The sequence below is a fragment of the Rhodococcus sp. OAS809 genome (genome assembly GCF_040546695.1).
Lineage (GTDB): Bacteria > Actinomycetota > Actinomycetes > Mycobacteriales > Mycobacteriaceae > Rhodococcus_F > Rhodococcus_F qingshengii.
Genome location: NZ_JBEPOI010000002.1, coordinates 743251 through 769508, shown reverse-complemented (window position 1 = coordinate 769508; position 26258 = coordinate 743251). Strand labels below are relative to the sequence as shown.

The following is a 26258-nucleotide window of genomic DNA, read 5'->3' as shown; positions in this document are numbered from 1 at the left end:
GACGTCAGACCTCGTCGTCGTCTGCGTCGTCGATCGCAAAACCGAAGGACTCGCCGCGTCGGTACCCATTGGTGCGGATGCAGACGTGCCCCTCGGGCGCCAACGGTTCACCACACAGCGGGCACGGCGCGCGTCCCGCCGCGATGACGCGTTCGGACCGCAGCGAAAACTCGCGCGCTTGCTCCGGAGTCAGGAACACACGGACCGCGTCCGGACCGTCGTCGGCGTCGTCGAGGACAACCGATTCGTCGAACTCCGTCTCGCTGACGGCAAGCAGCTCCACGACGACCGCCCCGGCATCGGCGTCCCAACCGAGCCCCATCGTGCCGACCCGGAACTCCGCGTCGAGTGGTGTGACCAGCGGGCTGAGGTCGGAGACGTCGTCGGCTTGTGGCGGAACCTCGGTTCCGAAGCGTCGATGCACCTCTTCGAGGAGTAAGCCCATGCGATCGGCGAGAACCTGAACCTGCTGCTTCTCGAGCAGCACACTCACCACCCGTGATTCGTGCACGGCCTGGAGATAGAAAGACCTGTCACCGGGTTCGCCCACCGTTCCTGCGACAAATCGGTCAGGAGTGCGAAATACGTGAATCGCGCGCGACATTGCACCTCCTCGAGTTCGAGCAGAACATCACTGAATACCCATTATCCGTCACAGCTCACGCACCGACCTCTCCGCCGGGGACGGACTCCTGCGCGGGAGCCGAACCGTTGGTCGCGGCCTTCGCTGCACCGATCGCGGCGAGCACGTCTCCGGTGTCGTTGACGCGAAGAACGAACGGCAGTGTCGCCGTGTAGCGAATCACACTGACCGAGGCGGGCTCGGCGACGATGCGCTGGAACGAATCGAGATGCATCGCAAACGCGTCGGCGAGAACCGATTTGATGACGTCACCGTGCGTGCACGCGATCCAGACGACGTCCTTGCCGTGTTCTTCGGCCAGCCGTGCGTCGTGCTCTCGGATCGCGGCAACGGCTCGCGCCTGTACCTGGGCCAGCCCTTCACCGCCGGGAAACACTGCACCGGAAGCGTGGCGCTGCACCACTTTCCAGAGCGGTTCTTCCAAGAGTTCCTTGAGCGGGCGACCCGTCCAGTCGCCGTAATCGACCTCGATGAGGCGATCCTCGACCACCGGCGTCAGACCACGGTCGACGGCAATGGGGCCGACCGTCTGCTCACACCGCAACAGCGGCGAGCGGACGATCTCCGCGATGTCCAGACCGACCAGCCGATCGACGACGCCTTCGGCCTGTTTCCGGCCGTGGTCGTCGAGTTCCACACCCGGCGTTCGACCGGCCAGGGTATGGGCAGTGTTGGACGTCGACCGCCCGTGCCGCAGTAGGACAACTGTCATTCCACAACCCTAATGGGGCGGTGGCCGCACGGACGGGTGGTCGACGTCGAAACGGGCCCTATGTCGCGGACACGACCCCTGTGGCCAGCAACGCAAGGACGACTACGCCGAGAGCGATTCTGTATCCGACGAACCAGTACATGGAGTGATCGACAACAAATCGAAGCAGCCAGGCGATCGCTGCGTAACCGACCGCGAAGGCGATGACGGTTGCCACCAGCAACTGCGGACCGCTCGCGTTCAGACCCTCACCGGCCGGCTCGAAGGCATCCGGGAGGCTGAACAAACCGGAGGCGAGAACTGCCGGAATCGCCAACAGGAACGAGTAACGGGCTGCGGCCTCACGGGTGAGTCCGAGGAAAAGGCCGGCACTGATCGTGCCACCCGAACGTGAGACACCCGGGATGAGCGCGAGCGCCTGAGCCGAACCCATGATGACGCCGTCGCGCGCTGTGAGCGATTCGATCGGGCGCGTCTTGCGTCCGTAGTACTCGGCAGCAGCGATGACGAGCGCGAACACGATCAGCATCGTGGCAATCAGCCACAGATTGCGTGCGCCGGTACGGATCTGGTCTTTGAAGAAGAACCCGAGGATGCCGACCGGGATGGTGCCGATGATGACGTACCAGCCCATCCGGTAATCGAGATCGCCCCGGTGCTCGGCATTGAACACACCTCGGAACCAGGCAGTGATGATCCTCACGATGTCGCGTGCGAAGTAGATCAGGACCGCCAACTCGGTGCCGAGCTGCGTCACCGCGGTGAACGACGCGCCGGCGTCACTGCCGAAGAATATCTCCGACACGATTCGCAAATGTCCGGAAGACGAGATGGGCAGGAACTCGGTCAAGCCCTGCACGAGGCCCAGGATCACGGCCTGGAGCCAGGTCATCGCTTCGCCCATCACTCACCGATCCCGGCTGATTCGAATGGGGTTACTGCACACAGGTTTCGTGTGTCGGGTTCACGTTTCACCGGCGCCACGCTACCGGGGCCCACGGCGCCGCGCCGCGCCCGGCACGTCCGTGTCCGAATACCCCGACTCGAGGCGAGCGCCTACTAGTCTGCACGTGGTGAGATCTCTCGGGTGCCGCACTTGCGCACACGAGTCGGGCGCGAGATGCAGGCGGTTATGAAGCACAGATCTGTCGGAACGAGCGGACTTCGGGTCTCGCGACTTGGGCTCGGCACACTGACATGGGGACGCGACACGGACGGCGACGAGGCTGCTGCGCAGCTACTCGCGTTCGCCGAGGCCGGCGGAACCCTGGTCGACACCTCGCCCGCCTACGGCGCCGGTGCGGCGCAACGGATCCTCGCCGAGTTGCTCGACGACGTCGTTCCACGTGACGAACTCATCATCAGCTCGAGCGCCGGCATCGACCCCACACCGATCGGCACCGACCGCGTCGACTGCTCGCGGCGCGGATTGCTCCGCCAGCTCGACGCGACTCTTCGTGAACTCGGAACCGACTTCCTCGACATGTGGCAGGTCGCAACCTGGGATCCGCTCACGCCTGTCGACGAGGTTGCAGCAACCCTCGACTACGCCGTCTCGAGCGGCAAGGTGCGGTACGTCGGAGTTCGCGGCTACCTCGGCTGGCAGCTCGCGACGGCCGTAGGAGCCGGTGGCGCAACAACACTCGCCGCGACGCAGGCCGAGTACTCGTTGCTCGCACGCGGCGTCGAGGAAGAATTGTTCGCAGCGGCGGCCCATCACGGCGTCGGAGTGTTCGCCGCAGTACCCCTCGCGGGTGGTGTGCTGACCGGCAAGTACCGCGACGGCATTCCCGTCGATTCCCGCGGCGCCGACGAAGCACATTCGCAGGATGTGCAGAGCTATCTGACCGATTCCTCGATCCGGGTGGTCGACGCAGTCGTTACCGCTGCCGACGGTCTGGGTACTTCCCCACTGGCGGTGGCACTGGCCTGGGCGCGCGATCGCGCCGGGGTGGCCAGCGCCGTCGTCGGCACGCGTGATCTCGCCCAGTTGACAGGAGTACTGGCAACCGAAGAATTGGAACTTCCGAAAGCGATTGCCGCAGCTCTCGACGATGTGAGCGCTTGATCTGTCCCGCTGATCGAAATACCGGAGGTATCGAGTTGGCGAGGGCAGGCTAACCTAGTAGGCAACGCTTGACTACAGCCTCAGGAGAATCAATGACCACGCTCGACGTAGACAGCCTTTCCGCAGACGCAGGCCCAGCCTTCTCCGAACGAATCAAGACCGAGACGGACGCAGCACACCGCGAGACGGAGCAGTCGCGATTCGTAGGCGCACTACTCGGCGGTGAGCTGACCACGGCTGGCTACGCCGCACTTCTGGGACAGACGTACCTCGTCTACACGAGCCTCGAAGAGGCCGGCCGCACACACGCCGACAACGAGTTGGTCGCCCCGTTCCTGTCCGAGGATCTGTTGCGCGTGGCTTCACTCGAAGCCGATCTCGAGTTCCTCGGCGGACCGAACTGGCGCGACGAACTCGTGGCACTGCCGGCAACCGAGCGCTACATCGCCCGCCTGAAGGAGGTGGCGTTCGACTGGCCTGCCGGCTTCGTCGCACATCACTACCTTCGGTACATGGGCGATCTCTCGGGCGGACAGATCATCCGCCGGATGCTCGAACGCGCCTACGGATTCGAGACCGACGGACTTCGCTTCTACATCTTCGAAGGCATCCCCAAGCCGAAGCCTTTCAAGGACGACTACCGCTCGAATCTGGATGCACTGCAGATTCCTGCCGAGGAACAGCAGCGTTTCATCGACGAGGTGAATCTGGCGTACCGCCTCAACGGCGACTTGTTCGCCGACCTCGAAGTCGACATCGAGAGCTACCTCGTCAAATGATGAAGCGCTTGGCCGCGGCGGCTCTGGTCGCAGCAGCCGGTTTCGGTCTGGTGGCTTGCGGGTCCAGCGACACTTCGACGACATCTCAGGGTGCCAGGACCGCGGTACTCGAAGATTCCAGCCCGGTTCCCGTGTCCGACAACCCGACCGCGACACTGCCCGTGACGGTGAAGAGCTTCGACGGCGTCGACGTGACCATCACCGACAACAGCCGGATCGTTGCGGCCGACCGCTACGGGACGCTCGCGACGACGACGGTGGCGCTCGGCCTCGGTGACAATCTCGTCGGCCGCGACACCGCCGCCAAGTTCCCCGCAGTCGCGGACGTGCCGGTTGTCACGGTCGGCGGCCAATCGCTCAATACCGAGGCAATTCTCGACCTCAATCCCACCGTTGTTCTCACCGACACCAGTATCGGGCCCAAGAGCGTCCAGGATCAGTTGCGCGCCGCCGGTGTTCCCGTCGTCTTCTTCGATCCGACCCGAACACTCGAGGGTGTGCCGGGACAACTCCAGGCCGTCGCCGACGCGCTCGGCGTCCCCGCCCAGGGCGCAGCGCTGGTCGATCGGACCGAATCGGAAATCGCTGGAGCTCGCGATCTGGTCCCCACCGAGGGCGATCCACTGAAAATCGCGTTCCTCTACATGCGCGGATCGGCCATCACCATGATCGGCGGTGAAGGGTCCGGAGCAGATTCTTTGATCGAGGCACTCGGCGCCACCGATGCAGGAACCGCCTCGGGCATCACACAACAGTTCGTGCCCATCACCAGCGAAGCGCTCATCGCCGCAGCGCCTGACGCCCTGCTGATGATGACGGACGGATTGGCATCGATCGGCGGAATCGGCGGCCTCGAAAAGGTCCCTGGCATCGCGCAGACGCCGGCTGGAAAGAACAAACGAGTAGTCGACATGGCGGACGGTGTACTGCTCAGCTTCGGGCCCAACACCGGACGCGTCATGGCGGCACTCGCCGAAGCGATCTACGAGCCCGGTGGATCGTGAGCAAAGATTCGTGAGTGCTGATTCGTGAGTACAGAGACAGGTAGTTCCGAAGCAGGTAAGACTGTGTCGGCCGAGGATTCACACGACGTCGGGGGCGCCGACAAGTCGGCGTCTGCCCCCGCGTCGCGGTCGCGGGTGAGTGCGGTTCTGGTCAGCTTGACTCTCGCCCTGGTGATCGTCGCGGTGCTGTCGGCGTGCATCGGTCAAGTTCCGACGTCGCCACTCGAGGTTTTGGGCAGCATCCTGCATCGCATCGGGCTCGACCTCGGTCCGATGCCCGCCCATCCCAGCGGTGAAGTGACTTTGTGGGAGGTTCGATTCCCCCGCGTCGTGCTCGCCATCTGTGTCGGCGCGGCGCTGGGATGTTCCGGTGCGCTCCTGCAGGGTGTGTTCTCCAATCCGCTCGCAGAACCCGGAGTGATCGGAGTGTCTGCGGGCGCGGCAGTTGGCGCGAGTGCTGTCATCGTCGTCGGGGGAACGTTCGTGGCCGGCTGGGCCGTTGCTGCGGCTGCGTTCGTCGCCGGGCTGGTCACCACCGCGGCGGTCTACCTGCTGGCTCGGCACGAAGGCCGAACGGAAGTAGTGACGTTGGTGCTGACGGGCGTCGCGATCAACGCGTTCGCCGGCGGGCTCATCGCGTTCTTCACCTTCGTCGCCAGCCCGTCCGCTCGCGATCAGATCGTGTTCTGGCAACTCGGCTCACTCAACGGCGCTTCCTGGAACGCGGTCCTGATCGTGGCGCCGATGACCGTCGTCGGGATCGCCGCGACCATGATGATCGCCCCACGTCTCGACCTGCTGGCGCTCGGTGAACACGCGGCCCGTCATCTGGGCGTCAACGTCGAACGGCTTCGCCAGTTCGCGGTACTGATCGTCGCTCTCCTGGTCTCGGCGAGTGTTGCCTTCACCGGCATCATCCTCTTCGTCGGTCTGGTCGTTCCGCACCTGATGCGCATTCTCGTCGGACCTGGCCACCGCGCGCTGATTCCGGCGAGCGCCCTCGCCGGCGCACTGGTTCTGCTTGTCGCAGATCTGGGCTCGCGGTCGCTGATCGACAACGCAGACCTGCCCCTCGGAATGCTGACCGCTCTGGTGGGCGGCCCCTTCTTCTTCTGGCTTCTCCGACGCACGCGCGCGCAACAGGGCGGGTGGGCATGAGCAGCCTCGTAAGAAACTGGCGCGAACTGTTCGGCCGCGTCACCCCCGAACCGAAGAGCCCAGCCGTCGGTGATGTCACCCTCGAGGCGCGCGACATCACAGTCGAACGCGGTGGTCGGCAGATTCTGGAAGGCGTGTCCATCGAAGTCCGGGCAGGCGAGCTAGTCGTTCTCGTCGGACCGAACGGCGCCGGTAAGTCGACTCTTCTTGCGGCGTTGGCCGGTGATCAGCCCGTCATCGCTGGGCGGGTGGACGTTGACGGCACCGACCTCACTCAGTGGTCGCCGATCGACATGGCGCGCCGACGCGCGGTGCTCCCCCAGAAACACACCATCGGATTTTCGTTCAGCGCTCGCCAGGTGGTTCGTATGGGACGTGCGCCATGGACCGGAACTCGCCGAGAAGACCGCGACGGCGCTGCTATCACCGCGGCGATGAAGACCTGCGATGTCGAGGGGTTCGCCAATCGGCCGTTCGCCGTGCTGTCCGGCGGCGAGCAAGCGCGGGTCGCGCTGGCCCGGGTACTGGCACAGGAAACGTCGACCATCCTGCTGGACGAGCCGACTGCAGCTCTCGACCTCGGACACCAGGAAGCGGTGATGTCCGTGGCGCGCGCTCGCGCTGCGGACGGCGATGCCGTCGTCGTCGTTTTGCACGACCTCGCGTTGGCAGCGGCGTACGCGGATCGGATCGTCGTGCTCGAAAACGGCCGCATCGCCGCTGACGGTCCCCCGGAATCGGTGTTGCACGAAGAGCTTCTGACCCGCGTCTACGGTTATCCGGTCGAGGTGTTCCCGCATCCGACAACCGGAGCAACGCTGGTCATCCCGCGCCGAGAATTCACCGAACAGAATCGATGATCGATCCCAGCCTGTTCAGGACGGCTCTCACCGTCGGCAGGCTGCGGCCGTCGCCGTCACGAACTCCGTCACCGGGACCGGGCTGTGACCAATCAGCCTCCGTGGACAGAACTGCGTCGCGGACCACACCGGCGATGCTTCGCTCGTCGGTCAGATCGATGTCGGTCACCGATCGCTCCGCGGTGGCGACAACGTCTGCAGGGGTCGGCACACTGTGCTCGCAGTATTCGCCGTATACCTCGACGAACAGCATGCTCTTTCGTACGCGGAACGCGAAAGTTCGACCGTCGGACCTGCCGAAACCGTGTGCGTGAGCGCCGACGGTGAGGTCCTCGATCTCGAAGCCCGGCCGCGCCGGTTCGGGCGACTGCGCGCCGGAATCGGTGGGTTCTGTGGGAATCACAATGATCTCCTCGGTGATTGCAGCGTCAACCGCAATCGCTGTTCGTACGGTATCGCGTCAAGGGTGTGAGCGGAATGGTCGGTAGTTCCTCGACGCGATGAACGGCGCCCGACTGCGATCAGGGATGATCGATGACAGTCGCACTGCGTGAAGAACAGATGACAAGAAAAAGAGGAACTACACATGGCTCGCCTAGGGATCCGCACCACTGCAGCAGCAATGGGGGCGGCGGTTCTGCTGGTCACAGGATGTTCTTCCGGAGATGGCGGAGACGACCTCATCACGATCGATCCCGCAACGGCAGCGGTCTCACCGGCCACCACCAGCACCCCGGACGGCGTGGTTCACCCGTATTCAGGTCTGATCGATTCCATCACATTCGACCCGATCACGCGCAGCGCCGTTCTGGTTGCCAACGACCCCCGATCGGTGCTGGTCGTTTCTTCGGACAGTTTGGCCGGCGCCGACCCCGCCTCTGCAGGTCGTCCGACAGCCCTGGATTCCGACGTACGCGACGTTTCGATCGGCTCTGACGGTAGCGCTCTTCTGTCGATGGATCGCCAGGTCGTGAAGCTGAATCTGACTTCGGGCGAACAGACGTCCATCCCGGTAGACGGGCAGGCGAATTCAGCGGTCGAACTCAACGACGGCCGCATCGCGATCGGCACGGACAATGGTTCAGTTCACATCGTCGACCCGAAGACCGATCAGTCACAGACGGTTTCGGGATTCGCATCCGTCGACGAACTCGCGGTCACCGGCGACAACCTGAGCGCCCTCGATCACCGTCAGACCTCGCTGACGGCGATCAACCTCGAAGACGGCAAACTCGGCGTCGCTCTCCGCGCCGGTGAGGGCGCAACTCATCTGGCCACCGATCGCTTCGGACGCATTCTGGTCACCGACACCACCGGCAACGAACTACTCGTCTTCACTGCCGATCCGCTCCTGATGCACCAGCGCTACCCCGTCGGCGAGTCGCCGTACGCCGTTGCCTACGACGAGGCCGCGGATCGGGTGTGGGTCACGCTGACCGCGACCAACGAAGTGGTCGGCTTCGATCTGTCGTCCGGCATCCCCGTGGAGACCGGACGGTTCAAGACGGTGCGACAGCCGAATTCGTTGGCCGTAGACTCTTCCAACGGCAATCTGATCGTCGGATCGGCAACCGGTGACGGGCTGCAGGTCATCCCGTCACGGGAGAACTGATGGAAAAGCGTACGCGCGGGATCCCCGCGCAGTGGGAGACGTCGGACGACAAGTTCGACTATGTGCCACTTCGACTACCGCCGAACGTTTCGCGGGTCACGGCGTCGATGCGTCTGGCGATCTCCGCCGAGTTCGGCGGATGGGAACTCTCCCGAGTCCGTCTCTACCCCGACGGCAGTCGTCGCGTGCTCCTCAAGCGAAAGAAGACGCCGCTGCACGTGACCGATCCGGACGGCATTCAGCACTGATCGTCCAACAGACGACCAGAGCCCGCCGCTGACAAAATCACACCATCGAAGAGCTGGAGAATCGTGTACCAACTGCTGCTGAGCCTGATGTTCCGGGTCCCACCGGAACGCATCCACCACATTGCCTTCACCGCGATGAAACTGGTGACACGGTTCGCTCCCCTTCGCTGGCTGGTCGCAAAAGTCCTTGTCGTCGACGACCCGGTTCTGCGGAGTCAGGCGTTCGGTCTGACGTTCCCGGCACCTCTCGGCCTCGCCGCAGGATTCGACAAGGACGCCACCGGCGTCGACGCCTGGGGCCCGTTGGGATTCGGTTTCGCCGAGGTCGGAACAGTGACGGCCCAGGCTCAGCCCGGTAACCCCGCGCCGCGTCTCTTCCGTCTTCCGGCCGACCGCGCTTTGATCAACCGGATGGGCTTCAACAATCACGGCGCTGGTCACGCGGCGAATTTCCTGCGACAGCGCCGCGTCACGGTCCCGATCGGTGCCAACATCGGCAAGACCAAGATCGTCGAAGCCGCCGACGCCGCTGCCGACTACACCGCCAGCGCGCAGCTTCTGGGTCCGCTGGCCGACTTCATGGTCGTGAATGTCAGCTCGCCGAACACGCCCGGACTCCGTGATCTGCAGGCCGTCGAATCACTGCGCCCGATCCTGCAGGCCGTGCTCGACACCGTCAGCGTGCCGGTACTGGTGAAGATCGCGCCCGACCTCTCGGACGAGGACGTCGACGCGGTCGCCGATCTGGCAATCGAACTCGGACTTGCCGGAATCGTCGCGACCAACACCACGATCCGCCGCGACGGTTTGAAGACCCCGGATGCCGAGGTAGCTGCACTCGGCGCTGGCGGGCTGTCCGGTGCACCGGTTGCCGACCGGTCGCTCGAAGTACTTCGGCGCCTGTACGCCCGAGTGGGCGACAAGATGACCATCATCTCGGTCGGCGGTATCGAGACAGCCGACCAGGCGTGGGAACGCATCCTAGCCGGCGCGACGCTGGTGCAGGGATACACCGGCTTCATCTACGGCGGACCGTTCTGGGCTCGCAGCATCCACAAGGGGATAGCCAAGCGGGTCCGCGCAGCGGGTTTCTCGTCGATCGCCCAGGCTGTGGGAGCTGAGAACCCTCGCTAGAAAGTGCTGTGCGCCTTTATTAACCGCCCGCGGTTAATAAAGGCGCACAGCAAAGTGACTATTCGACCTCGAACGTCCCGGTCAAGGTTGCACGCGCAATCGCGTGATGGAACACGTTGAAACCGAGGAACGCCGGCGACGAGTCAGGGGTGACTCCGTCGAGCGTCTCCACGTCGAGGGCATGCACCGCGACGATGTAGCGATGCGGACCGTGCCCGGGAGGCGGGCCTGCACCGATGAAACCGAACCCGCCACCGTCGTGGCGGAGTGTGACGGTTCCGGCGGGCAGGACATCGCTGTCCGCCGCGCCGGCACCGGCGGGGAGCACGGTGACGGAAGCGGGGATGTTCGCCACGGCCCAGTGCCAGAACCCCGACGCAGTCGGTGCGTCCGGATCGAACACCGTCACGACGAAGCTCTTCGTCTCGGCCGGAAAGCCGGACCACGAGAGCTGCGGTGAGATGTCTTCGCCACCGGGGACACCGAAGGCTCCACTGGCCTGAGCAAGCTTCAGCGGCTGGCCCGCAGTGATGTCGTCACTGGTCAGCTCGAAACTCGGCAACTTCGGCAATGGTTCGTACGGATCGTGCGCCATGCGAATCCTTTCTGTGACAAGAGAGCTCGATGTGCGTCGAGCTCACGGATCTATCTACGTGCTCGTCAGGAATTGAGCAGGAAATGTTCCAGAACACGTGTCCCGAACAGTAGTGCGTCCACCGGAACTCGCTCGTCGACGCCGTGGAACAGCGCGCTGAAATCCAGCTCGGGCGGCAACTGCAACGGCGCGAAGCCGAAGCAGCGAATGCCCAGTTTCGCGAATGCCTTCGCGTCGGTTCCACCGGAGAGCATGTACGGAACTGTGCGAGCCTCCGGATCGTGGGCGAGGATCGCCTCGTTCATGGCGTCTACGAGGTGGCCGTCGAACGTTGTTTCGTACGAATCCAGCCTGGTGATCCACTCGCGGGTCACGTCGGGACCGATCAGTTGGTCCACCGTGCGCTCGAATTCGGCCTGCCGTCCCGGCAGCACGCGGCAGTCGAAGACCGCCTCGGCAGTCTGCGGAATGACGTTCGCCTTGTATCCGGCCTTGAGCATCGTCGGGTTCGCCGTGTCACGGAACGTCGCCCCGATGATGTTGGCGATCGTCCCCAACTTCGCGAGAGTCCCGTCGATGTCGGGTGATCCCGGATCGAAGTCCAATCCGGTCTCTTCGCCGACGGCGGTCAGGAACTCCGCGACCGAATCCGAGATCACGATCGGGAACTGGTGGGCAGCAAGCCTCGAGACCGCGCCGGCGAGTGTCGCGACCGCGTTGTCGTCGTGGAGGAAGGAGCCGTGTCCGGCGCGTCCCTTGGCAGTCAGACGCATCCAACCGAGGCCCTTTTCCGCAGTCTCCACGAGGTAGAGCCGGCGGTCGGTTCCGTCAGGCCGCGGAACCGTCAGCGAGAAACCGCCGACCTCACCCACGGCCTCGGTCACTCCCTCGAACAGATCCGGGCGGTGCTCGACCAGCCACTGGCATCCGTACTTTCCGCCCGCTTCCTCGTCCGCCACGAAAGCGAACACCAGATCACGCGGCGGTACGACGCCTTCCGCCTTGAACTGTCTGGCGAGGGCCAGGATCATCCCGACCATGTCCTTCATGTCCACGGCGCCGCGCCCCCAGACGTAACCGTCCTGGACGGTGCCGGCAAAGGGATGGACGCTCCAGTCGGCGGGCTCGGCCGGAACTACGTCGAGGTGACCGTGAAGCATCAACGCACCACGACCCGACTCGGCTCCCTTCAAGCGAGCAAAGACATTTCCTCGGCCGGGTGCTCCGGACTCGACGTATTCCGTCTCGTAACCGACTTCTTGAAGCTGCGCGGCAACCCACTCCGCGCACGCACGCTCGCCTTTGGTGGTTTCGAGTTCTCCCGTGTTCGAGGTGTCGAAGCGGATGAGGGAACTGACCAGTTCGACTACTTCTGCTTCGGCTCTGCTCGGATTCGGATTATTCGGGGTTGTGGTCATTCCACTTTCCTACCATCGAATCAAACGACGCGGGCGACCGGAATGCCCCGCAACCTGGCGATTTGGGGCAGCTCACCTAATCGGATACTCTTTCCCAGCACCGAGAAATCGGGGCCGAGTCCGAGTGGCGGAATGGCAGACGCGCTAGCTTGAGGTGCTAGTGTCCTATTAACGGACGTGGGGGTTCAAGTCCCCCCTCGGACACTCGAATACAGCAAAAAGACCCCAGCCTGATCAGGTTGGGGTCTTTTTGCTGTGCGCCTTTATTAACCCCCGGCGGTTAATAAAGGCGCACAGCAGTGGGGCGATTTGGGACCTGGGGATGGCATCGGATACTCTTTCCCAGCACCGAGAAATCGGGGCCGAGTCCGAGTGGCGGAATGGCAGACGCGCTAGCTTGAGGTGCTAGTGTCCTATTAACGGACGTGGGGGTTCAAGTCCCCCCTCGGACACTCTGTGTTGAGACAGACAGGAAAAGCTCCGGTTCATCGAACCGGAGCTTTTCTCGTAATTGGCGAAGTTCCCGCACCAGGGAACAGTCCGCGCGAGCGGCGATCGAGATGGAACAGAAGTTCGAAGTGGATACAGACACCAAGAAGTCGGATGCACTGCAGGCAGATGCGCTGGAAACAGCCGATTCAGAATCTGCTCGAGCCGAACTCACCGGACTCGACCCCGCGGAACTCGAAATCTGCCTGAAGGTCCTTTCCGAAGCCGCCGAACTCGACGACGAGCATCCCGATTCGATCACCATGCAGCGCGCTGTCGGCCATCTGTTCAAGCGACTCAAGAAGAAGCGTCGCCTCGCCTCGCGCGCAGCCGTCAACGAAGCCGACCGCCGAGTGGTCGCTGCGACTGCCACCGGTTCACCCGATCGCATCGACGACGAGACCGCAGGCATTCCGATCAAGTCGAACACCGCCGGCGCCTCCGCCGGCACGCTCATCAAGGCGCGGCCGTGCTACATCTGCAAGCAGCGCTACACCGCAGTCGACGCCTTCTACCACCAACTGTGCCCCGATTGCGCTGCCACCAGCCGCAGCAAACGTGATGCCAGCACTGATCTCACCGGCCGACGCGCACTTCTGACCGGCGGCCGCGCGAAGATCGGCATGTACATCGCGTTGCGCCTGCTGCGTGACGGCGCACATCTGACCATCACGACACGATTCCCCAACGACGCGATCCGCCGATTCAAAGCGATGGAAGACAGCAAAGACTGGATTCACCGTCTGCGCATCGTCGGCATCGACCTCCGCGACCCCGCCCAGGTTGTTGCACTCGCGGATTCCGTTGCCGCACAGGGTCCGCTCGACATCCTGATCAACAACGCCGCACAAACTGTTCGACGGTCCCCCGGTGCTTACGGCGCCTTGGTCGACGCCGAGTCCGGTGCGCTTCCCGCCGGTGAACTGCCTGATGTCCTGACCTTCGGCAAGACGAGCGACGCTCACCCCGCGGCTCTGGCCGGATCGCTGTCGGACGTCGCAAGCATCACCTCCGGAAATCTCTCCGCCGACGCGGTCAGTTCACTCGCCCTCGTCGCCAAATCGGCTTCACCCGATCGCATCGAGCAGGGCATCGCCATCGACGCGGGCGGGCTGCTGCCCGACCTCGCGCACACCAACAGCTGGGTTCAGACCGTCGAAGAGGTCGATCCGATCGAGCTTCTCGAAGTCCAGCTCTGCAACTCGGTCGCGCCCTTCATCCTCGTTTCGCGCTTGCGCCCGTCGATGGCCGCGGCCGCTGCACGACGCAAGTACGTCGTGAACGTTTCCGCCATGGAAGGCCAGTTCAGCCGCGCGTACAAGGGCCCTGGCCACCCGCACACCAACATGGCCAAGGCAGCACTGAACATGCTGACCCGCACCAGCTCCAAGGAAATGCTCGACGACGGCATCCTCATGACCGCCGTCGACACCGGTTGGATCACCGACGAACGCCCACACTTCACCAAGATGCGTCTGGCCGACGAAGGTTTCCACGCGCCACTCGACCTCGTCGACGGTGCCGCCCGCGTCTACGACCCCATCGTTCAGGGCGAGCTGGGCGTCGACCTGCACGGCTGCTTCCTCAAGGATTACAAACCTTCGCCGTGGTGATCGGCAGCACGCCGCATTCGTGATGGGCGGCACCTAGGCGCCCCGATGTGGCGATCTCGTCACCCCCAAACCCCCGTGTCGAGTAGCTCATTTCAGGTAGAGCACAGCATTGCAGGCGATAATGGAGTGCGTACCTGCTCACCGACTCGGAGGAACCATGACGATCGCCGTCGTACACAAGGACAGCCCGGAAGGCCGCGCCGCAATCGTGGCCGCCGCACGGGAATCCGTGGGTCGAAGCGAGGAACTGCTGGTTCTGCACGTCCTGGACGACGTCAACATCGGAGGCACGGTCAACCTCGGAGACACCGAGGACGATCGGGCCGCTCTTCGCGGCGAGATCCAGTCAGCGCTCGACGCCGGTGGATTCTCGGAGACGAAGTGGGATCTGCGCACCACCGAGCACGACGGCGATCCGGTTACCGCGCTCGTCGACCTGGTCCACGACGCGGGTGTCGATCTCCTGATCGTTGGAACACGCCGGATGTCCCCCATCGGCAAGTTCCTCCTCGAACGCCCGCTGCAGCGTCTCCTACTCGAAGTGGAGGCTCCGATCCTCGTCGTCAAGGAACCCCTCCCCGCCGAGTGACCTCGGTCACATCACTTTCGGGTGCTCGTTTGTAGGCTGGCTCCATGACTGGAACCTCGCCCGCCCGAGAACTCGACATCATCGTCTACGGAGCGAGCGGCTTCGTCGGTAAGCTACTCGCCGACTACCTCGTCAAACATGCTCCCGAAGGCACGAAGATCGGCCTCGGTGGCCGTTCCCTCGAGAAGTTGGCAGCCACTCGCGCCGATCTGGGTACCGCCGCTGCCGATCTCCCCCTGATCATCGCCGACGCCGACGACGCCACCGCACTGAAGGCACTCGCCCAGCGAACCCGGGTCGTCGCCACCACGGTCGGCCCGTATGCCAAGTACGGCCACGCCCTTGTTCACGAATGCGCCTCCGCCGGAACTCATTACGTCGACCTCACCGGCGAGGTGCTGTTCCACCGCGAGAGCATCGACGCTAACCACGCCCTGGCCGTGTCGACCGGTGCCAAGATCGTCCATTCCTGCGGATTCGATTCCATCCCTTCCGATCTCGGAGTTCACGTCCTGCACGAGAAGGTCGCCGCCGACGGCGCCGGCGAGCTCACCGACACCACCCTGGTGGTCACGGCCCTGCGCGGCGGCGTGAGCGGTGGCACCATCGATTCGCTTCGCAACCAGATCGACGTGTCGAAAGACGATGCGCGCCTGCGGAAACTTGCTGCCTCGCCGTACTCGCTGAGCCCCGATCGTGATCGGGAGCCCGAACTCGGACGCCAGAGCGACGTGAGCGTGGTCGACGGCAAGAAGATCGATCCGTCGTTGAAGGGGTGGAAAGCGCCGTTCGTGATGGCGTCGTACAACACACGAGTCGTCCGTCGCAGCAATGCGCTCCGAGAGTGGGCGTACGGCAAGAAGTTCAAGTACAGCGAGGTGATGAGCGTCGGCTCATCGGTGGTGTCACCGGTGATTGCGGGCGGCGTGGCGGTCGGCCTCGGCGCGCTGGTCGCCGGACTCGCTCTACCTCCGACACGTTTCCTTCTCGACAAGGTATTGCCGGCTCCCGGTGAAGGTCCGAGCGAGAGCACCCAGAAGAAGGGCCACTTCACGCTCGACGTGTTCACCACGACCACGACCGGCGCCCGATACACATCACGAGTGAAGGCGAAGGGCGACCCGGGATACAGCGCGACGGCGGTAATGCTCGGCGAATCTGCGTTGTCGTTGGCGAAGGACCAAAAGGCTCTTCCCCCGGCCACCGGCGTTTTGACTCCAGCGACAGCGCTCGGCGACGTCCTGGTCGAGCGTCTACGCGCGGCTGGTTTCGAGATTTCCGCGCGCAAACTCTAGACAGAACGAATTTCACTTGATCGTTTCAGCTCTTCGCGCCCGATTATCGCAGCTCAGGGCGCGGACAGCGGTGGGAATACTCCCAGGTAACATTGATGTTGGTTCATGGCATCCATATGTGATGCTCCGCTTTCGGAAAAGTGAGGCTATTCATGACTGAGCGCGTTCAGGTCGGCAGTCTTCAGGTTGCCAAGGTTCTCTACGACTTCGTGGTCGAGGAGGCTCTTCCCGGCACCGGTGTAGACGCCGAAACGTTCTGGGCCGGCGCCGACAAGGTCATCACCGAGCTCGCACCGAAGAACCGCGACTTGCTTGCCAAGCGTGACGATCTGCAGGCTCAGATCGATCAGTGGCATCGCGATCACGCCGGCGCTCCCATCGACGCCGCTGCATACAAGGCGTTCCTGCAGGAAATCGGCTACCTCCTGCCGACGCCTGCCGAATTCTCGGTCACCACCGCGAACGTCGACACCGAGATCACCTCGACGGCCGGCCCGCAGTTGGTCGTGCCGATCCTCAACGCGCGCTTCGCACTCAACGCGTCCAACGCCCGCTGGGGTTCGTTGTACGACGCGCTGTACGGCACCAACGCCATCTCCGAGGAGAACGGCGCCGAGAAGGGTTCCGGCTACAACAAGGTCCGCGGCGACAAGGTCATCGCCTGGGCGCGTGAATTCCTCGATGCGGCAGCACCTCTCGTGTCGGGATCGCATGCAGATTCAACCAAGTACGTTGTCGACGGCAGTGAACTGAAGATCACGTTGGCAGACGGTACGGTCACCACGATCGCCCAGCCGGAGAAGTTCGTCGGCTACCTCGGCGAGAAGGACGCACCGACGAGCATCCTGCTGCTCAACAACGGATTGCACGCCGAGATCCAGATCGACGCCTCGTCCCCGATCGGCAGCACCGACGCCGCCGGCGTCAAGGACGTCGTTCTCGAATCCGCCGTCACCACGATCATGGACTTCGAGGACTCGGTCGCCGCTGTCGACGCCGACGACAAGGTTGTCGGCTACCGAAACTGGTTGGGTCTCAACCGTGGTGACTTGTCCGAGGAGATCAAGAAGGGCGCCAAGTCCTTCACCCGCACGCTCAACGGCGACCGTAAGTACACCGCAGTGGACGGCAGCGAACTCAGCCTGCACGGTCGTTCGCTCCTGTTCGTCCGCAACGTCGGTCACCTCATGACCAACCCCGCGATCCTCGACGCCGACGGCAACGAGGTCCCCGAGGGCATCCTCGACGCCTTGATCACCAGTGCCTGTGCAGTGCACGGCCTCTCGATCAGTGACGCCAACGGACCGCTCGACAACAGCCGCACCGGCTCGATCTACATCGTCAAGCCCAAGCAGCACGGTCCCGAGGAAGTTGCCTTCACCACCGAACTGTTCGGCCGTGTCGAGCAGGTCCTCGGGCTTCCGGTGAACACGCTCAAGGTCGGCATCATGGACGAGGAGCGTCGTACGACGGTCAACCTCGCCGCCTGCATCAAGGAAGCCGTCGACCGCGTGGTGTTCATCAACACCGGCTTCCTCGACCGCACCGGCGACGAGATCCACACCTCCATGGAAGCCGGCGCGATGGTGCGCAAGGCCGAGATGAAGAAGCAGAAGTGGATCGGCGCCTACGAGGACTGGAACGTCGACACCGGTCTGGCCTGCGGTCTGCAGGGCAAGGCTCAGATCGGCAAGGGCATGTGGGCCATGACCGAGTTGATGGCGGACATGCTCGAGCAGAAGATCGGTCACCCCAAGGCCGGCGCCAACACCGCGTGGGTACCTTCGCCGACCGGCGCAACGCTGCACGCGACGCACTACCACCGCGTCGACGTGTTCGCTGTTCAGGACAGCCTGAAGGGAAAGCCGCGTGCGAGCGTCGACGACATCCTGACCATCCCGCTCGCTCCCAGCACCGACTGGACGGACGCGGAGAAGAAGGAAGAGCTCGACAACAACTGCCAGTCCATCCTCGGCTACGTGGTCCGTTGGATCGACGCGGGCGTCGGCTGCTCCAAGGTTCCCGACATCCACGATGTCGCGCTCATGGAGGATCGCGCCACGCTGCGCATCTCGAGCCAGCTGCTCGCCAACTGGCTGCGTCACGGCATCGTCAGCGAGAGCGACGTTGTCAGTGCACTCGAGCGCATGGCCCCGGTTGTCGACCGTCAGAACGAGGGCGACGCCGAGTACCGCAACATGGCACCTGATTTCGATTCCAACATCGCGTTCCAGGCTGCCAAGGAACTCATCCTCGAAGGCGCGAAGCAGCCCAGCGGATACACGGAGCCGATCCTGCATCGCCGCCGCCGCGAGTACAAGGCTGCCAACGCCTGATTTCACCTTCTTCGAACTCGAAGCTGAACCCGAACAGCCTCGGCACCGCTCCCGGTGTCGAGGCTGTTCGCGTAGGCCCCGAAGTTTCGTCACTAGACTGGCCGAGGACACAGTCCGTTCAACAGACATTTTTCGAGTGACCAAGGTAGGGCAAGGTACGTGGGCGAACATCGCGGCGGGTCAGGCGCCAGAGGTATCAGTAAGGGGCCGATTCTCGTCGTCGTGCTGATCGTCTTGATCGTGGCAGGCTTCTTCGGATGGGAGGCCCTCAGCAACCGGATCGACGATCAGGGACAGCAGGCAGCCGGTACGTGCGTCGAGGGCAACAAGACACTCGACGTCACCGCGGATCCGTCCATAGCCCCACAGGTCGAGGAACTGGCGAAGCGGTACACCCAGACCTCGCCGGTGGTGCGTGATCACTGCATCGCCGTCGTGGTGCACGGTGCGCCGTCCGCGTCGGTCTCGACGGCACTCGAAGCCGGTCCGGCGGCCCCCTGGGACGACGCAGCATTGGGACCGCGTCCCTCCCTGTGGATCCCGACGAGTTCGTTCGAACTCGCGCCACTGTCGGGCAAGGCCGTGATCAACGGTGATCCTCGCTCGCTCGCGAGTTCCCCGATCGTTCTGGCAGCCGGTCCCGAGACCGCGGCAGCATTGGCCGGCGCAGCATCGAGTTGGAAGTCTTTGCCTTCCGATCTGACGGTCGCCCTGCCGGTCGGAAGTACCGAAACCTCGATGGCTGCACAGGCGATCGCTGCCGACGTCGCCGATGCGGGTGCCGGTCCGGTCACGACGGATCAGGCGAAGTCCGCTCAGGTCAACGCTGCGCTCAGTGCACGGGCGTTGCAGTTCCAATCCTTGCCGACTCCCCCCTCGTCCACTGCCGAAGCCCTCGGAGCACTGAGCGCCGGAACACCGGATTCGGTGAAAGCCGTTCCGGCCACGGAACAGTCGATAGCGCAGAGCGCGAACGCGGCGATGACGACGTACTCCCCCGCCGGCGCAACGCCAGTCGCGGACTATCCGGCGGTCATCGTCTCGGGCAGCGGGATCGACGAAACCGCGTCGCGCGCAGCGGCACAGTTTGCCGATTTCATGCGTGAGCCGAATCAGTCACAGTTGTTCGTCGGCGCCGGTTTCCGGGTCGAGGGCCAAGACCTTCCCGATCTCGGGGCGGTGTCCCCGGCCAAGATCTCGTCCACGTTGAAACCGGCTTCGGCGGAGACCGCAGCGGCGCTCGGTGACATAGTCGCCAACCCGGTCTCGCCGCGTAGTGCCACCATCCTGATGGACACGTCGGCGTCGATGGGTACCGACGACGGTGGCACTACCCGCTTGGCGAACGTTGCCTCGGCGGTGAATACCCAATTGGGTCGCAGCCCTGACGCTTCGGACATCGGCCTTCGCGAGTTCAGCACGGGCACCGACGGAAAACCGTCCGAGCGCATCCTGGTTCCGGGCGGTTCACTGTCCGAGCCGAATCGGCGTGCCACGATCACCGATTTCCTCAACGGGCTTCGGGCCGGCGGAAAGACCTCCAAGTACCCGGCGCTTGCCAGCTCCTACAAAGCCGCCGTGGACGGTTTCGACGCGGGGCGAGTCAACTCGGTGCTGCTGATCACCTCGAGTACGCCTGACGAATCCGCCACGACGCGAGCCGAACTGCTCAGCGCGATCGCCGCTACGGGCAATCCGTCGCGTCCGGTACAGGTCGACGTGATCGTCGTCGGTGCGGGCGACGACGTCTCCACACTCCAAGACGTCTCGGATCGGACGGGCGGAACATTGGTTCGGGTCGATTCGACGTCCGACCCCGCTCTCGCGGCCGCAGTGACCAAGATGCTGTCCTGATGGGGCGCGTCGCGGTTTTTGCAGTCCTTCTCGCCCTTCTGACCTGGTTCCTGCATCGCCGACTCGTTCGCGCCACCGGCATCCCGAGGCGATGGGCTCGTCTCGCCGACACTGCGCTTGTCGTCTTGGCGGTCTCGACGCTCATCGGGGTCGGCAGCGGCGAAGTCTTTCCGACATCGTGGGCGCGACCGATCGGATTTGTCGGATGGGTCTGGCTGGCTTCGTGGCTGTATCTGATTCCCGGACTGCTCGTGATCGGCCTGTTCGCCGGGATCGGTCGACTACGTGCACGCCACACGGATACCACGACCGAAGTCGACCCAGCCAAGCGTCGTACGTTGCAGTTGGCTACGGCAGCAGTCACTCTCGCGGCGATCGGCACCGCCGGCTACGGCGTCTACGAGGCGTCGGGCCCCAAGATTTCCCGCGTCCGCGTGCCGCTCGCTCGCCTACCTGAGGGCTTCAACGGATACCGGATCGCCTTGATCACCGACCTGCACGTGGGACCGGCCCGCGGGGTCGACTTCACCCGCAAGGTGGTCGATATCGTGAACTCGCAGAATGTCGATCTGATCGCGATCGGCGGCGACCTCGTGGACGGAACCGTCGCGAAAGTTGCTCCCGATCTTGCTCCGCTCGCCGATCTTCGGGCGCCCGACGGAATCTTCGGAGTCAGCGGAAACCACGAGTTCTACGCCGACGACGGCGGCAAATGGCTCGACGTGTGGGAGACATTGGGGATCACCACACTTCGCAACAGCCGCACCTCGATCCAGCATGGCGGCGATACCATCGACATCGTGGGCATCCACGACTACACGTCGCCGGCCCCGTACGAGCCGAACCTGACTGCCGCGCTCGCAGGTCGCGATCCGAATACTTTCGCCTTGCTTCTCGCGCACGAACCGCGTCAAGCGATCGAGGCATCCGAGATGGGTATCGATCTGCAACTGTCCGGGCACACTCACGGCGGTCAGATGTGGCCGCTGCGGTATCTCGTTCCGCTGCAGCAGCCTTCGGTGCAAGGCTTGGACAGGGTCGGAAACACAGTGCTGTACACGACGCGTGGCGCCGGGGCTTGGGGTCCGCCGGTACGCGTCGGCGCCCCGCCGGAGATCACTGTTCTCGAACTCGTACACGAGAGGTGATGATCTCCGGCGGGCACACGCCTTAGTTGCCTGCGAACGCTTCGATCGGCGGGCAGGAGCAGACCAGGTTGCGGTCGCCATGTGCACCGTCGATACGACGCACGGACGGCCACACCTTCGGGCGAGCCTTGCCACGCGGGAAGACGGCGATCTCACGCGAGTACGGGTGATCCCACTGCGCTGCAATGCTTCCCGCAGTGTGGGGAGCACCGCGTAGCGGGTTGTCCTCCACCGTCCACTCGCCCGCTCCGACGCGATCGATTTCGCCGCGAATGGCGATCATCGCCTCGCAGAACTCGTCGATCTCTTCGAGGTTCTCGCTCTCGGTGGGCTCGACCATCAGCGTGCCGACCACGGGGAAGCTCATGGTCGGAGCATGGAAACCGTAGTCGGCCAGACGCTTTGCGACGTCGTCGACGGTGACGCCGGTGTCCTTGGTCAACCCCCGGAGGTCGAGGATGCACTCGTGCGCGACCATGCCGTTCTCGCCGGTGTAGAGAACCGGGAAGTACTCGTCGAGTCGACGCGCGATGTAGTTGGCCGACGCGATGGCGGTCAGGCTGGCGCGGCGCAGGCCCGCAGCACCCATCATCCGGATGTAGGTCCAGGTGATGGGCAGAATGGACGCACTGCCGTACGGCGCTGCCGAGATCGTTCCTCCACCACCGAGTTCGGGGGCCATCGGGTGTCCGGGTAAAAACGGCGTCAAGTGTGAGCGCACACCGATCGGGCCGACGCCGGGTCCGCCGCCGCCGTGCGGGATGCAGAAGGTCTTGTGCAGATTCAGGTGGCTGACGTCGCCGCCGAATCGGCCCGGACGGGCAAGGCCGACAAGCGCATTGAGGTTGGCGCCGTCGACGTACACCTGGCCACCGGCGTCGTGTACCGCTGCACAGATGTCGGAGATCTCGTGCTCGTAGACACCGTGTGTTGAAGGGTAGGTGATCATGATCGCGGCGAGACGCTCGGCGTGATCGGCGATCTTCGCGCGCAGATCGTCGACGTCGACGTCACCGTTGGGACGGCAGGCGACAACCTCGACGCGCATCCCGGCCATGACGGCAGAAGCCGCATTGGTGCCGTGAGCACTCGACGGAATGAGGCAGGTGTCGCGGTGGTCGTCGCCCCGGCTGAGGTGGTAGTTGCGGATCGCGAGCAGGCCCGCGTATTCCCCCTGGCTGCCGGCGTTGGGTTGCAGGCTGACGTTGTCGTAGCCGGTGACCGCGACCAGCCAGTCTTCGAGATCCTTGATGATCTTCAGCAGACCGGGCGCATCCGATGTCGGCGCGAACGGATGGATCGCGTTGAACGCGGGCCAGGTGATGGATTCCATCTCGGCGGTCGCATTGAGCTTCATGGTGCACGAACCCAGCGGGATCATGCTGCGATCGAGGGCGATGTCCTTGTCGGACAGCGCGCGCAGGTAGCGAAGCATTGCCGTTTCCGTACGGTAACGGGTGAAGGCTTCGTGCTGCAGGTAGTCGGAGGTGCGCTCCTGAGCAACCGGAACCGAATTGCCCTCGGCTTCGATGGCGACAACAGCATCCTCGATCCCGAACGCGTCGAGCACGGCAAGGACGTGGTCGGCGGTCGTGGCCTCGTCGCAGGAGATACCGACATGATCGGCGTCGACCAGACGCAGGTTGATCCCGGATTCCTTGGCCGCAGCGACGACGTCGGCCGCCTTGCCCGGAACCTGAGCGAGCACGGTGTCGAAGAACGAATCGTGGACAACGGTCACGCCGCCTTCGCGCAGGCCGTTTGCCAACGCGTGTGCGCGGGCAGCGACGCGCAACGCAATCGTCTTGAGTCCCTCGGCGCCGTGGTAGCTCGCGTACATCGCAGCGAGGATGGCGAGGAGCACCTGAGCGGTACAGATGTTGGACGTCGCCTTCTCGCGGCGAATGTGCTGCTCACGTGTCTGCAGCGCCAGGCGGTATGCCTTGTCTCCGTCGGCGTCGATGGAGACGCCGACCAAGCGGCCGGGCAGCTGACGCGCATGCTTGGAGTGCACGGCCAGGTAACCGGCGTGCGGTCCGCCGTATCCCATGGGGACACCGAAACGCTGGGTGGTTCCGAAGCACGCATCCGCGCCGAGCTCACCGGGTGAGGTGATGAGCGTCATCGCGAGGAGGTCTGCGCCGACGGCAACCAGTGCGCCGCGCTCGTGAGCTTCCGCGATGATCGAGGTGTAATCGACGACTCGTCCCGAGGCACCCGGGATCTGGGCGATGACGCCGAAGAAGTCACCTTCCGGAAGACCAGCGGTGAGGTCCGCAGAGACGATCTCGATGCCGAGCGGCTCGGCGCGAGTCTCGATGACGGCGAGGGTCTGCGGGTAGAGATCGGCGTCGACGACAAATCGTGGGGACTTGCTGCGGTTCGCGCGGCGCAGGAGCGTCATGGCTTCGGCAGCGGCGGTGGCCTCGTCGAGCATCGACGAGTTTGCCAGTTCCATGCCGGAGAGATCGGCGACCATGGTCTGGAAGTTGAGGAGGGCTTCGAGACGGCCCTGGCTGATCTCCGGCTGATACGGGGTGTACGCGGTGTACCAGGCCGGGTTCTCGATGATGTTGCGCAACAACACCGGCGGCGTCAACGTGTCGAAGTAGCCGAGGCCGATCATCGACGTCGCGACGGTGTTCTGGGCTGCGAGTGCAGTCAGTTCGGCAAGTGCCTCGTGCTCTCCGACCGGAAGCGGCAGAGCGTCGAGTCCGGCAGCGATGCCGTTCGGGGCAGCGTCGAGGATGACGGAGGGAACGGCCTTGGTTGCCAGTTCGTCGAGTGAATCGACCCCGACGAGTTCGAGGATGCGCGCGAGTTCCGCGGCGTTCGGACCGACATGGCGGTCGGCAAATATACGGCTTGCAGCGTCGATCACGACAACTCCCAGACAGATCGGAGGATCAGGACACACACCGAACTGCGGTGTGTTCCTCCCCCTCTGTCGCATGCTCGATTCCCGAGCGCCTGAGAGATTCGGTAGTGATCCGCCGAAGGCGGAAGCCACAGCCTTTCCCCGTCGGCGGGTGGGTTGTCCCACCGCTTTCCAGAGGCGTCGGAGCCCGTACGGTCCTTGGTGCCTGAGAGATTGACGGGGAGGTATTGCTCCTTCGGCGCCCTGATCCCGCTCACGACTGACCTTTGAGACAAAGACTGAAACAAAGACAAGTTCGGTGAATCGGTATCCGAGGCTCTCCCGTACGCCGGCGACGCAGGCCCAGTCTAGTTGACCGAAACGCCTACCTGCACCGTGGCATCCTCCAAAGAGATGTGACGTACGTTATCCGGTTTTGCGGCTGGCGCGATTCTTGCGTCGCGAAGCCAACTCGTCTTCCGGGTTGGGATCACTTTCGCCGCCGTCGGCCCGCTCGGCGGGGAAGTCGGCGATCGTTCCGGTGAGTTCACGCATCGCGCCACTGACTGCGATGCCGAATACGCCCTGCCCACCCTGGAGGAGGTCGACGACCTCTTCGGGGGACGTGCATTCGTACACGGTGGTGCCGTCGGAGAACAGAGTGATGTTGGCAAGATCGCGGACGCCACGCTTACGGAGGTGATCGACGGCAACGCGGATGTTCTGCAGTGAGATGCCGGTATCGAGCAGACGCTTCACGATCTTCAGAACGAGAATGTCCTTGAAGGAGTACAGACGTTGGCTTCCGGATCCGGCAGCGCCACGGATCGACGGAACAACCAACGACGTCCGTGCCCAGTAGTCGAGTTGGCGGTACGTGATCCCGGCGATCTGGCACGCACTGGGTACTCGATATCCGACGAGGTCGTCGGGGATGGAATCGTCCGGGAACAAGCCCGGCTGCAGCTCTTCGGAAGACATTTCTGCAGTCGCGGCACTACCGGCTATGCCCGTCCCGCGCTCATTCGACTGTTCTTCCACTGCCGTCTCCCTCTCGCTTCGCCATCATGTAACCAACCTGTGCTATCAGCAGTCACGAGAATCCCGTGCCGACCGAACTTTCAGATGTGAATCCAAGGCAGGTAATTCCATGAGTGGACTTACCCAGAGTACGCCTCGATCGACAAGGCGAGAAGATCTCCACCGCACGCAACGGTAAGTCCAGGAGGGTGCATGGTCAACGCAACACGCCGACCGAGACTCAACCTCTACTTGAGAGTTGAAGACTAAAGTCCGCAACCAGTCAATTCAGGCTAACCATCAGTGGCTTTGAAATCGTCCGGCGAGATGGTGTCGAGGAATTCCTTGAACTTCTCGACCTCGTCTTCGCGCTCGTCGGGAATGACCAGACCGGCCTCGGCGAGAACAGCCTCCGACGCGAAGATCGGAACGCCGATGCGCAGGGCCAATGCAATCGAGTCCGACGGACGTGCCGAGACAGTGGTCTGCTCGTCGAAGACGAGATCCGCGTAAAAAGTGCCCTCTTGCAGGTCCACGATCCGAACTTCCTTGAGGCTCCGACCGAAAGATTCGATCAAGATCTTGATCAGGTCGTGAGTCAGCGGCCGCGCCGGCTCGACTCCCTGTTGTTCGAGAACAATCGCGGTAGCTTCGGTTTGCCCGATCCAGATCGGCAGGTACCGATCGCCGTCGGACTCTCGCAGCAACAGGACCGGCTGATTCTGAGGCTGCTCGACACGAACTCCGATCACACGCATTTCGCCCATCGAGCTTGCCTCCAACCTGACGTGATCCAGCCGACCGACTCCGATGCGGTCGTACTGAA

23 protein-coding genes, 2 tRNA genes and 1 riboswitch are annotated in these 26258 nt (G+C 63.8%); of the genes, 16 read left to right on the top strand and 9 right to left on the bottom strand.

Going from position 1 to position 26258, the window contains the following annotated elements; genetic code table 11:
• Positions 1 to 4: 4 nt before the first annotated feature.
• From ABIE52_RS06635 to ABIE52_RS06625, 3 genes are read right to left on the bottom strand one after another with little or no spacing between them, the layout of a single operon-like run.
• Positions 5 to 604, bottom strand: coding sequence for a DUF3090 domain-containing protein (locus tag ABIE52_RS06635; protein WP_003946200.1), 600 nt, complete (start codon positions 602 to 604; stop codon positions 5 to 7).
• Between the two features lie 55 nt (positions 605 to 659).
• Entirely contained in the window at positions 660 to 1355 is a 696-nt protein-coding gene (locus tag ABIE52_RS06630; RefSeq protein WP_003946173.1) for a histidine phosphatase family protein, read from the bottom strand.
• Between the two features lie 58 nt (positions 1356 to 1413).
• Complete coding sequence (locus ABIE52_RS06625; RefSeq protein ID WP_081305396.1) at positions 1414 to 2259, bottom strand: undecaprenyl-diphosphate phosphatase; 846 nt, start codon at positions 2257 to 2259, stop codon at positions 1414 to 1416.
• Between the two features lie 228 nt (positions 2260 to 2487).
• On the opposite strand from ABIE52_RS06625, the gene ABIE52_RS06620 reads away from it, so the two are divergent.
• From ABIE52_RS06620 to ABIE52_RS06600, 5 genes are all read left to right on the top strand, one after another.
• On the top strand, positions 2488 to 3423 hold the full coding sequence (locus ABIE52_RS06620) for an aldo/keto reductase (protein ID WP_003946175.1): 936 nt from the start codon (positions 2488 to 2490) through the stop codon (positions 3421 to 3423).
• A gap of 92 nt (positions 3424 to 3515) precedes the next feature.
• Entirely contained in the window at positions 3516 to 4202 is a 687-nt protein-coding gene (locus tag ABIE52_RS06615; RefSeq protein ID WP_192712386.1) for a biliverdin-producing heme oxygenase, read from the top strand.
• Complete coding sequence (locus ABIE52_RS06610; protein WP_192712385.1) at positions 4199 to 5206, top strand: heme/hemin ABC transporter substrate-binding protein; 1008 nt, start codon at positions 4199 to 4201, stop codon at positions 5204 to 5206. The genes ABIE52_RS06615 and ABIE52_RS06610 overlap by 4 nt, the downstream gene beginning before the upstream one ends.
• 63 nt (positions 5207 to 5269) lie before the next feature.
• Entirely contained in the window at positions 5270 to 6364 is a 1095-nt protein-coding gene (locus tag ABIE52_RS06605) for a FecCD family ABC transporter permease (RefSeq protein ID WP_050655282.1), read from the top strand.
• On the top strand, positions 6361 to 7224 hold the full coding sequence (locus ABIE52_RS06600) for a heme ABC transporter ATP-binding protein (protein ID WP_007733386.1): 864 nt from the start codon (positions 6361 to 6363) through the stop codon (positions 7222 to 7224). The genes ABIE52_RS06605 and ABIE52_RS06600 overlap by 4 nt, the downstream gene beginning before the upstream one ends.
• On the opposite strand, the gene ABIE52_RS06595 is transcribed toward ABIE52_RS06600, so the two are convergent.
• Entirely contained in the window at positions 7205 to 7627 is a 423-nt protein-coding gene (locus tag ABIE52_RS06595) for a hypothetical protein (protein ID WP_030537527.1), read from the bottom strand. The genes ABIE52_RS06600 and ABIE52_RS06595 overlap by 20 nt on opposite strands.
• 183 nt (positions 7628 to 7810) lie before the next feature.
• On the opposite strand from ABIE52_RS06595, the gene ABIE52_RS06590 reads away from it, so the two are divergent.
• The 3 genes from ABIE52_RS06590 (at position 7811) to ABIE52_RS06580 (ending at position 10218) form a co-directional block, all read left to right on the top strand.
• Positions 7811 to 8836 carry an NHL repeat-containing protein gene (locus ABIE52_RS06590; RefSeq protein ID WP_030537526.1) on the top strand — a complete coding sequence of 342 codons (1026 nt, stop codon included), beginning with the start codon at positions 7811 to 7813 and terminating at the stop codon, positions 8834 to 8836.
• Positions 8836 to 9084, top strand: coding sequence for a DUF5703 family protein (locus tag ABIE52_RS06585; protein WP_003946171.1), 249 nt, complete (start codon positions 8836 to 8838; stop codon positions 9082 to 9084). The genes ABIE52_RS06590 and ABIE52_RS06585 overlap by 1 nt, the downstream gene beginning before the upstream one ends.
• Before the next feature lie 63 nt (positions 9085 to 9147).
• Positions 9148 to 10218: a quinone-dependent dihydroorotate dehydrogenase gene (locus ABIE52_RS06580; protein ID WP_007733393.1), complete on the top strand. Its 1071-nt coding sequence runs from the start codon at positions 9148 to 9150 to the stop codon at positions 10216 to 10218.
• 58 nt (positions 10219 to 10276) lie between these two features.
• Here the strand turns inward: ABIE52_RS06580 and ABIE52_RS06575 are convergent, their stop codons facing one another.
• Together ABIE52_RS06575 and ABIE52_RS06570 are read right to left on the bottom strand one after the other, a co-directional pair.
• Complete coding sequence (locus ABIE52_RS06575; RefSeq protein WP_064444623.1) at positions 10277 to 10813, bottom strand: YbhB/YbcL family Raf kinase inhibitor-like protein; 537 nt, start codon at positions 10811 to 10813, stop codon at positions 10277 to 10279.
• A gap of 65 nt (positions 10814 to 10878) precedes the next feature.
• Positions 10879 to 12231, bottom strand: a complete 1353-nt coding sequence (locus ABIE52_RS06570; protein ID WP_064444624.1) for a M20/M25/M40 family metallo-hydrolase — start codon at positions 12229 to 12231, stop codon at positions 10879 to 10881.
• Positions 12232 to 12349: 118 nt separating this feature from the next.
• Between ABIE52_RS06570 and ABIE52_RS06565 the strand changes: the two genes are divergently transcribed.
• The 8 genes from ABIE52_RS06565 (at position 12350) to ABIE52_RS06530 (ending at position 21555) form a co-directional block, all read left to right on the top strand.
• Positions 12350 to 12435 (top strand) — tRNA-Leu (locus ABIE52_RS06565).
• A 162-nt stretch (positions 12436 to 12597) separates the two neighbouring features.
• Positions 12598 to 12683: transfer RNA gene (locus ABIE52_RS06560), tRNA-Leu, on the top strand.
• A 108-nt stretch (positions 12684 to 12791) separates the two neighbouring features.
• Positions 12792 to 14333: an SDR family NAD(P)-dependent oxidoreductase gene (locus ABIE52_RS06555; protein ID WP_354541472.1), complete on the top strand. Its 1542-nt coding sequence runs from the start codon at positions 12792 to 12794 to the stop codon at positions 14331 to 14333.
• A gap of 157 nt (positions 14334 to 14490) precedes the next feature.
• Positions 14491 to 14922 carry a universal stress protein gene (locus ABIE52_RS06550; protein WP_003946198.1) on the top strand — a complete coding sequence of 144 codons (432 nt, stop codon included), beginning with the start codon at positions 14491 to 14493 and terminating at the stop codon, positions 14920 to 14922.
• Positions 14923 to 14966: 44 nt separating this feature from the next.
• On the top strand, positions 14967 to 16217 hold the full coding sequence (locus tag ABIE52_RS06545) for a saccharopine dehydrogenase family protein (RefSeq protein WP_054781805.1): 1251 nt from the start codon (positions 14967 to 14969) through the stop codon (positions 16215 to 16217).
• A 152-nt stretch (positions 16218 to 16369) separates the two neighbouring features.
• The gene (locus tag ABIE52_RS06540) at positions 16370 to 18553 is read left to right on the top strand and encodes a malate synthase G (protein WP_192712384.1); all 2184 of its coding nucleotides are present in this window, start codon (positions 16370 to 16372) and stop codon (positions 18551 to 18553) included.
• A gap of 159 nt (positions 18554 to 18712) precedes the next feature.
• Positions 18713 to 20407, top strand: coding sequence for a VWA domain-containing protein (locus ABIE52_RS06535; RefSeq protein WP_192712383.1), 1695 nt, complete (start codon positions 18713 to 18715; stop codon positions 20405 to 20407).
• Positions 20407 to 21555 carry a metallophosphoesterase gene (locus ABIE52_RS06530; RefSeq protein ID WP_054187381.1) on the top strand — a complete coding sequence of 383 codons (1149 nt, stop codon included), beginning with the start codon at positions 20407 to 20409 and terminating at the stop codon, positions 21553 to 21555. The genes ABIE52_RS06535 and ABIE52_RS06530 overlap by 1 nt, the downstream gene beginning before the upstream one ends.
• Positions 21556 to 21577: 22 nt before the next feature.
• On the opposite strand, the gene gcvP is transcribed toward ABIE52_RS06530, so the two are convergent.
• The 3 genes from gcvP to ABIE52_RS06515 form a co-directional block, all read right to left on the bottom strand.
• Complete coding sequence (gene gcvP, locus ABIE52_RS06525; protein WP_192712382.1) at positions 21578 to 24436, bottom strand: aminomethyl-transferring glycine dehydrogenase; 2859 nt, start codon at positions 24434 to 24436, stop codon at positions 21578 to 21580.
• Positions 24437 to 24489: 53 nt separating this feature from the next.
• Positions 24490 to 24618, bottom strand: a riboswitch (glycine riboswitch).
• Between the two features lie 220 nt (positions 24619 to 24838).
• The gene (locus tag ABIE52_RS06520) at positions 24839 to 25393 is read right to left on the bottom strand and encodes a MerR family transcriptional regulator (protein ID WP_021344354.1); all 555 of its coding nucleotides are present in this window, start codon (positions 25391 to 25393) and stop codon (positions 24839 to 24841) included.
• 332 nt (positions 25394 to 25725) lie between these two features.
• Positions 25726 to 26199, bottom strand: coding sequence for a bifunctional nuclease family protein (locus ABIE52_RS06515; protein WP_003946194.1), 474 nt, complete (start codon positions 26197 to 26199; stop codon positions 25726 to 25728).
• Positions 26200 to 26258 lie beyond the last annotated feature (59 nt).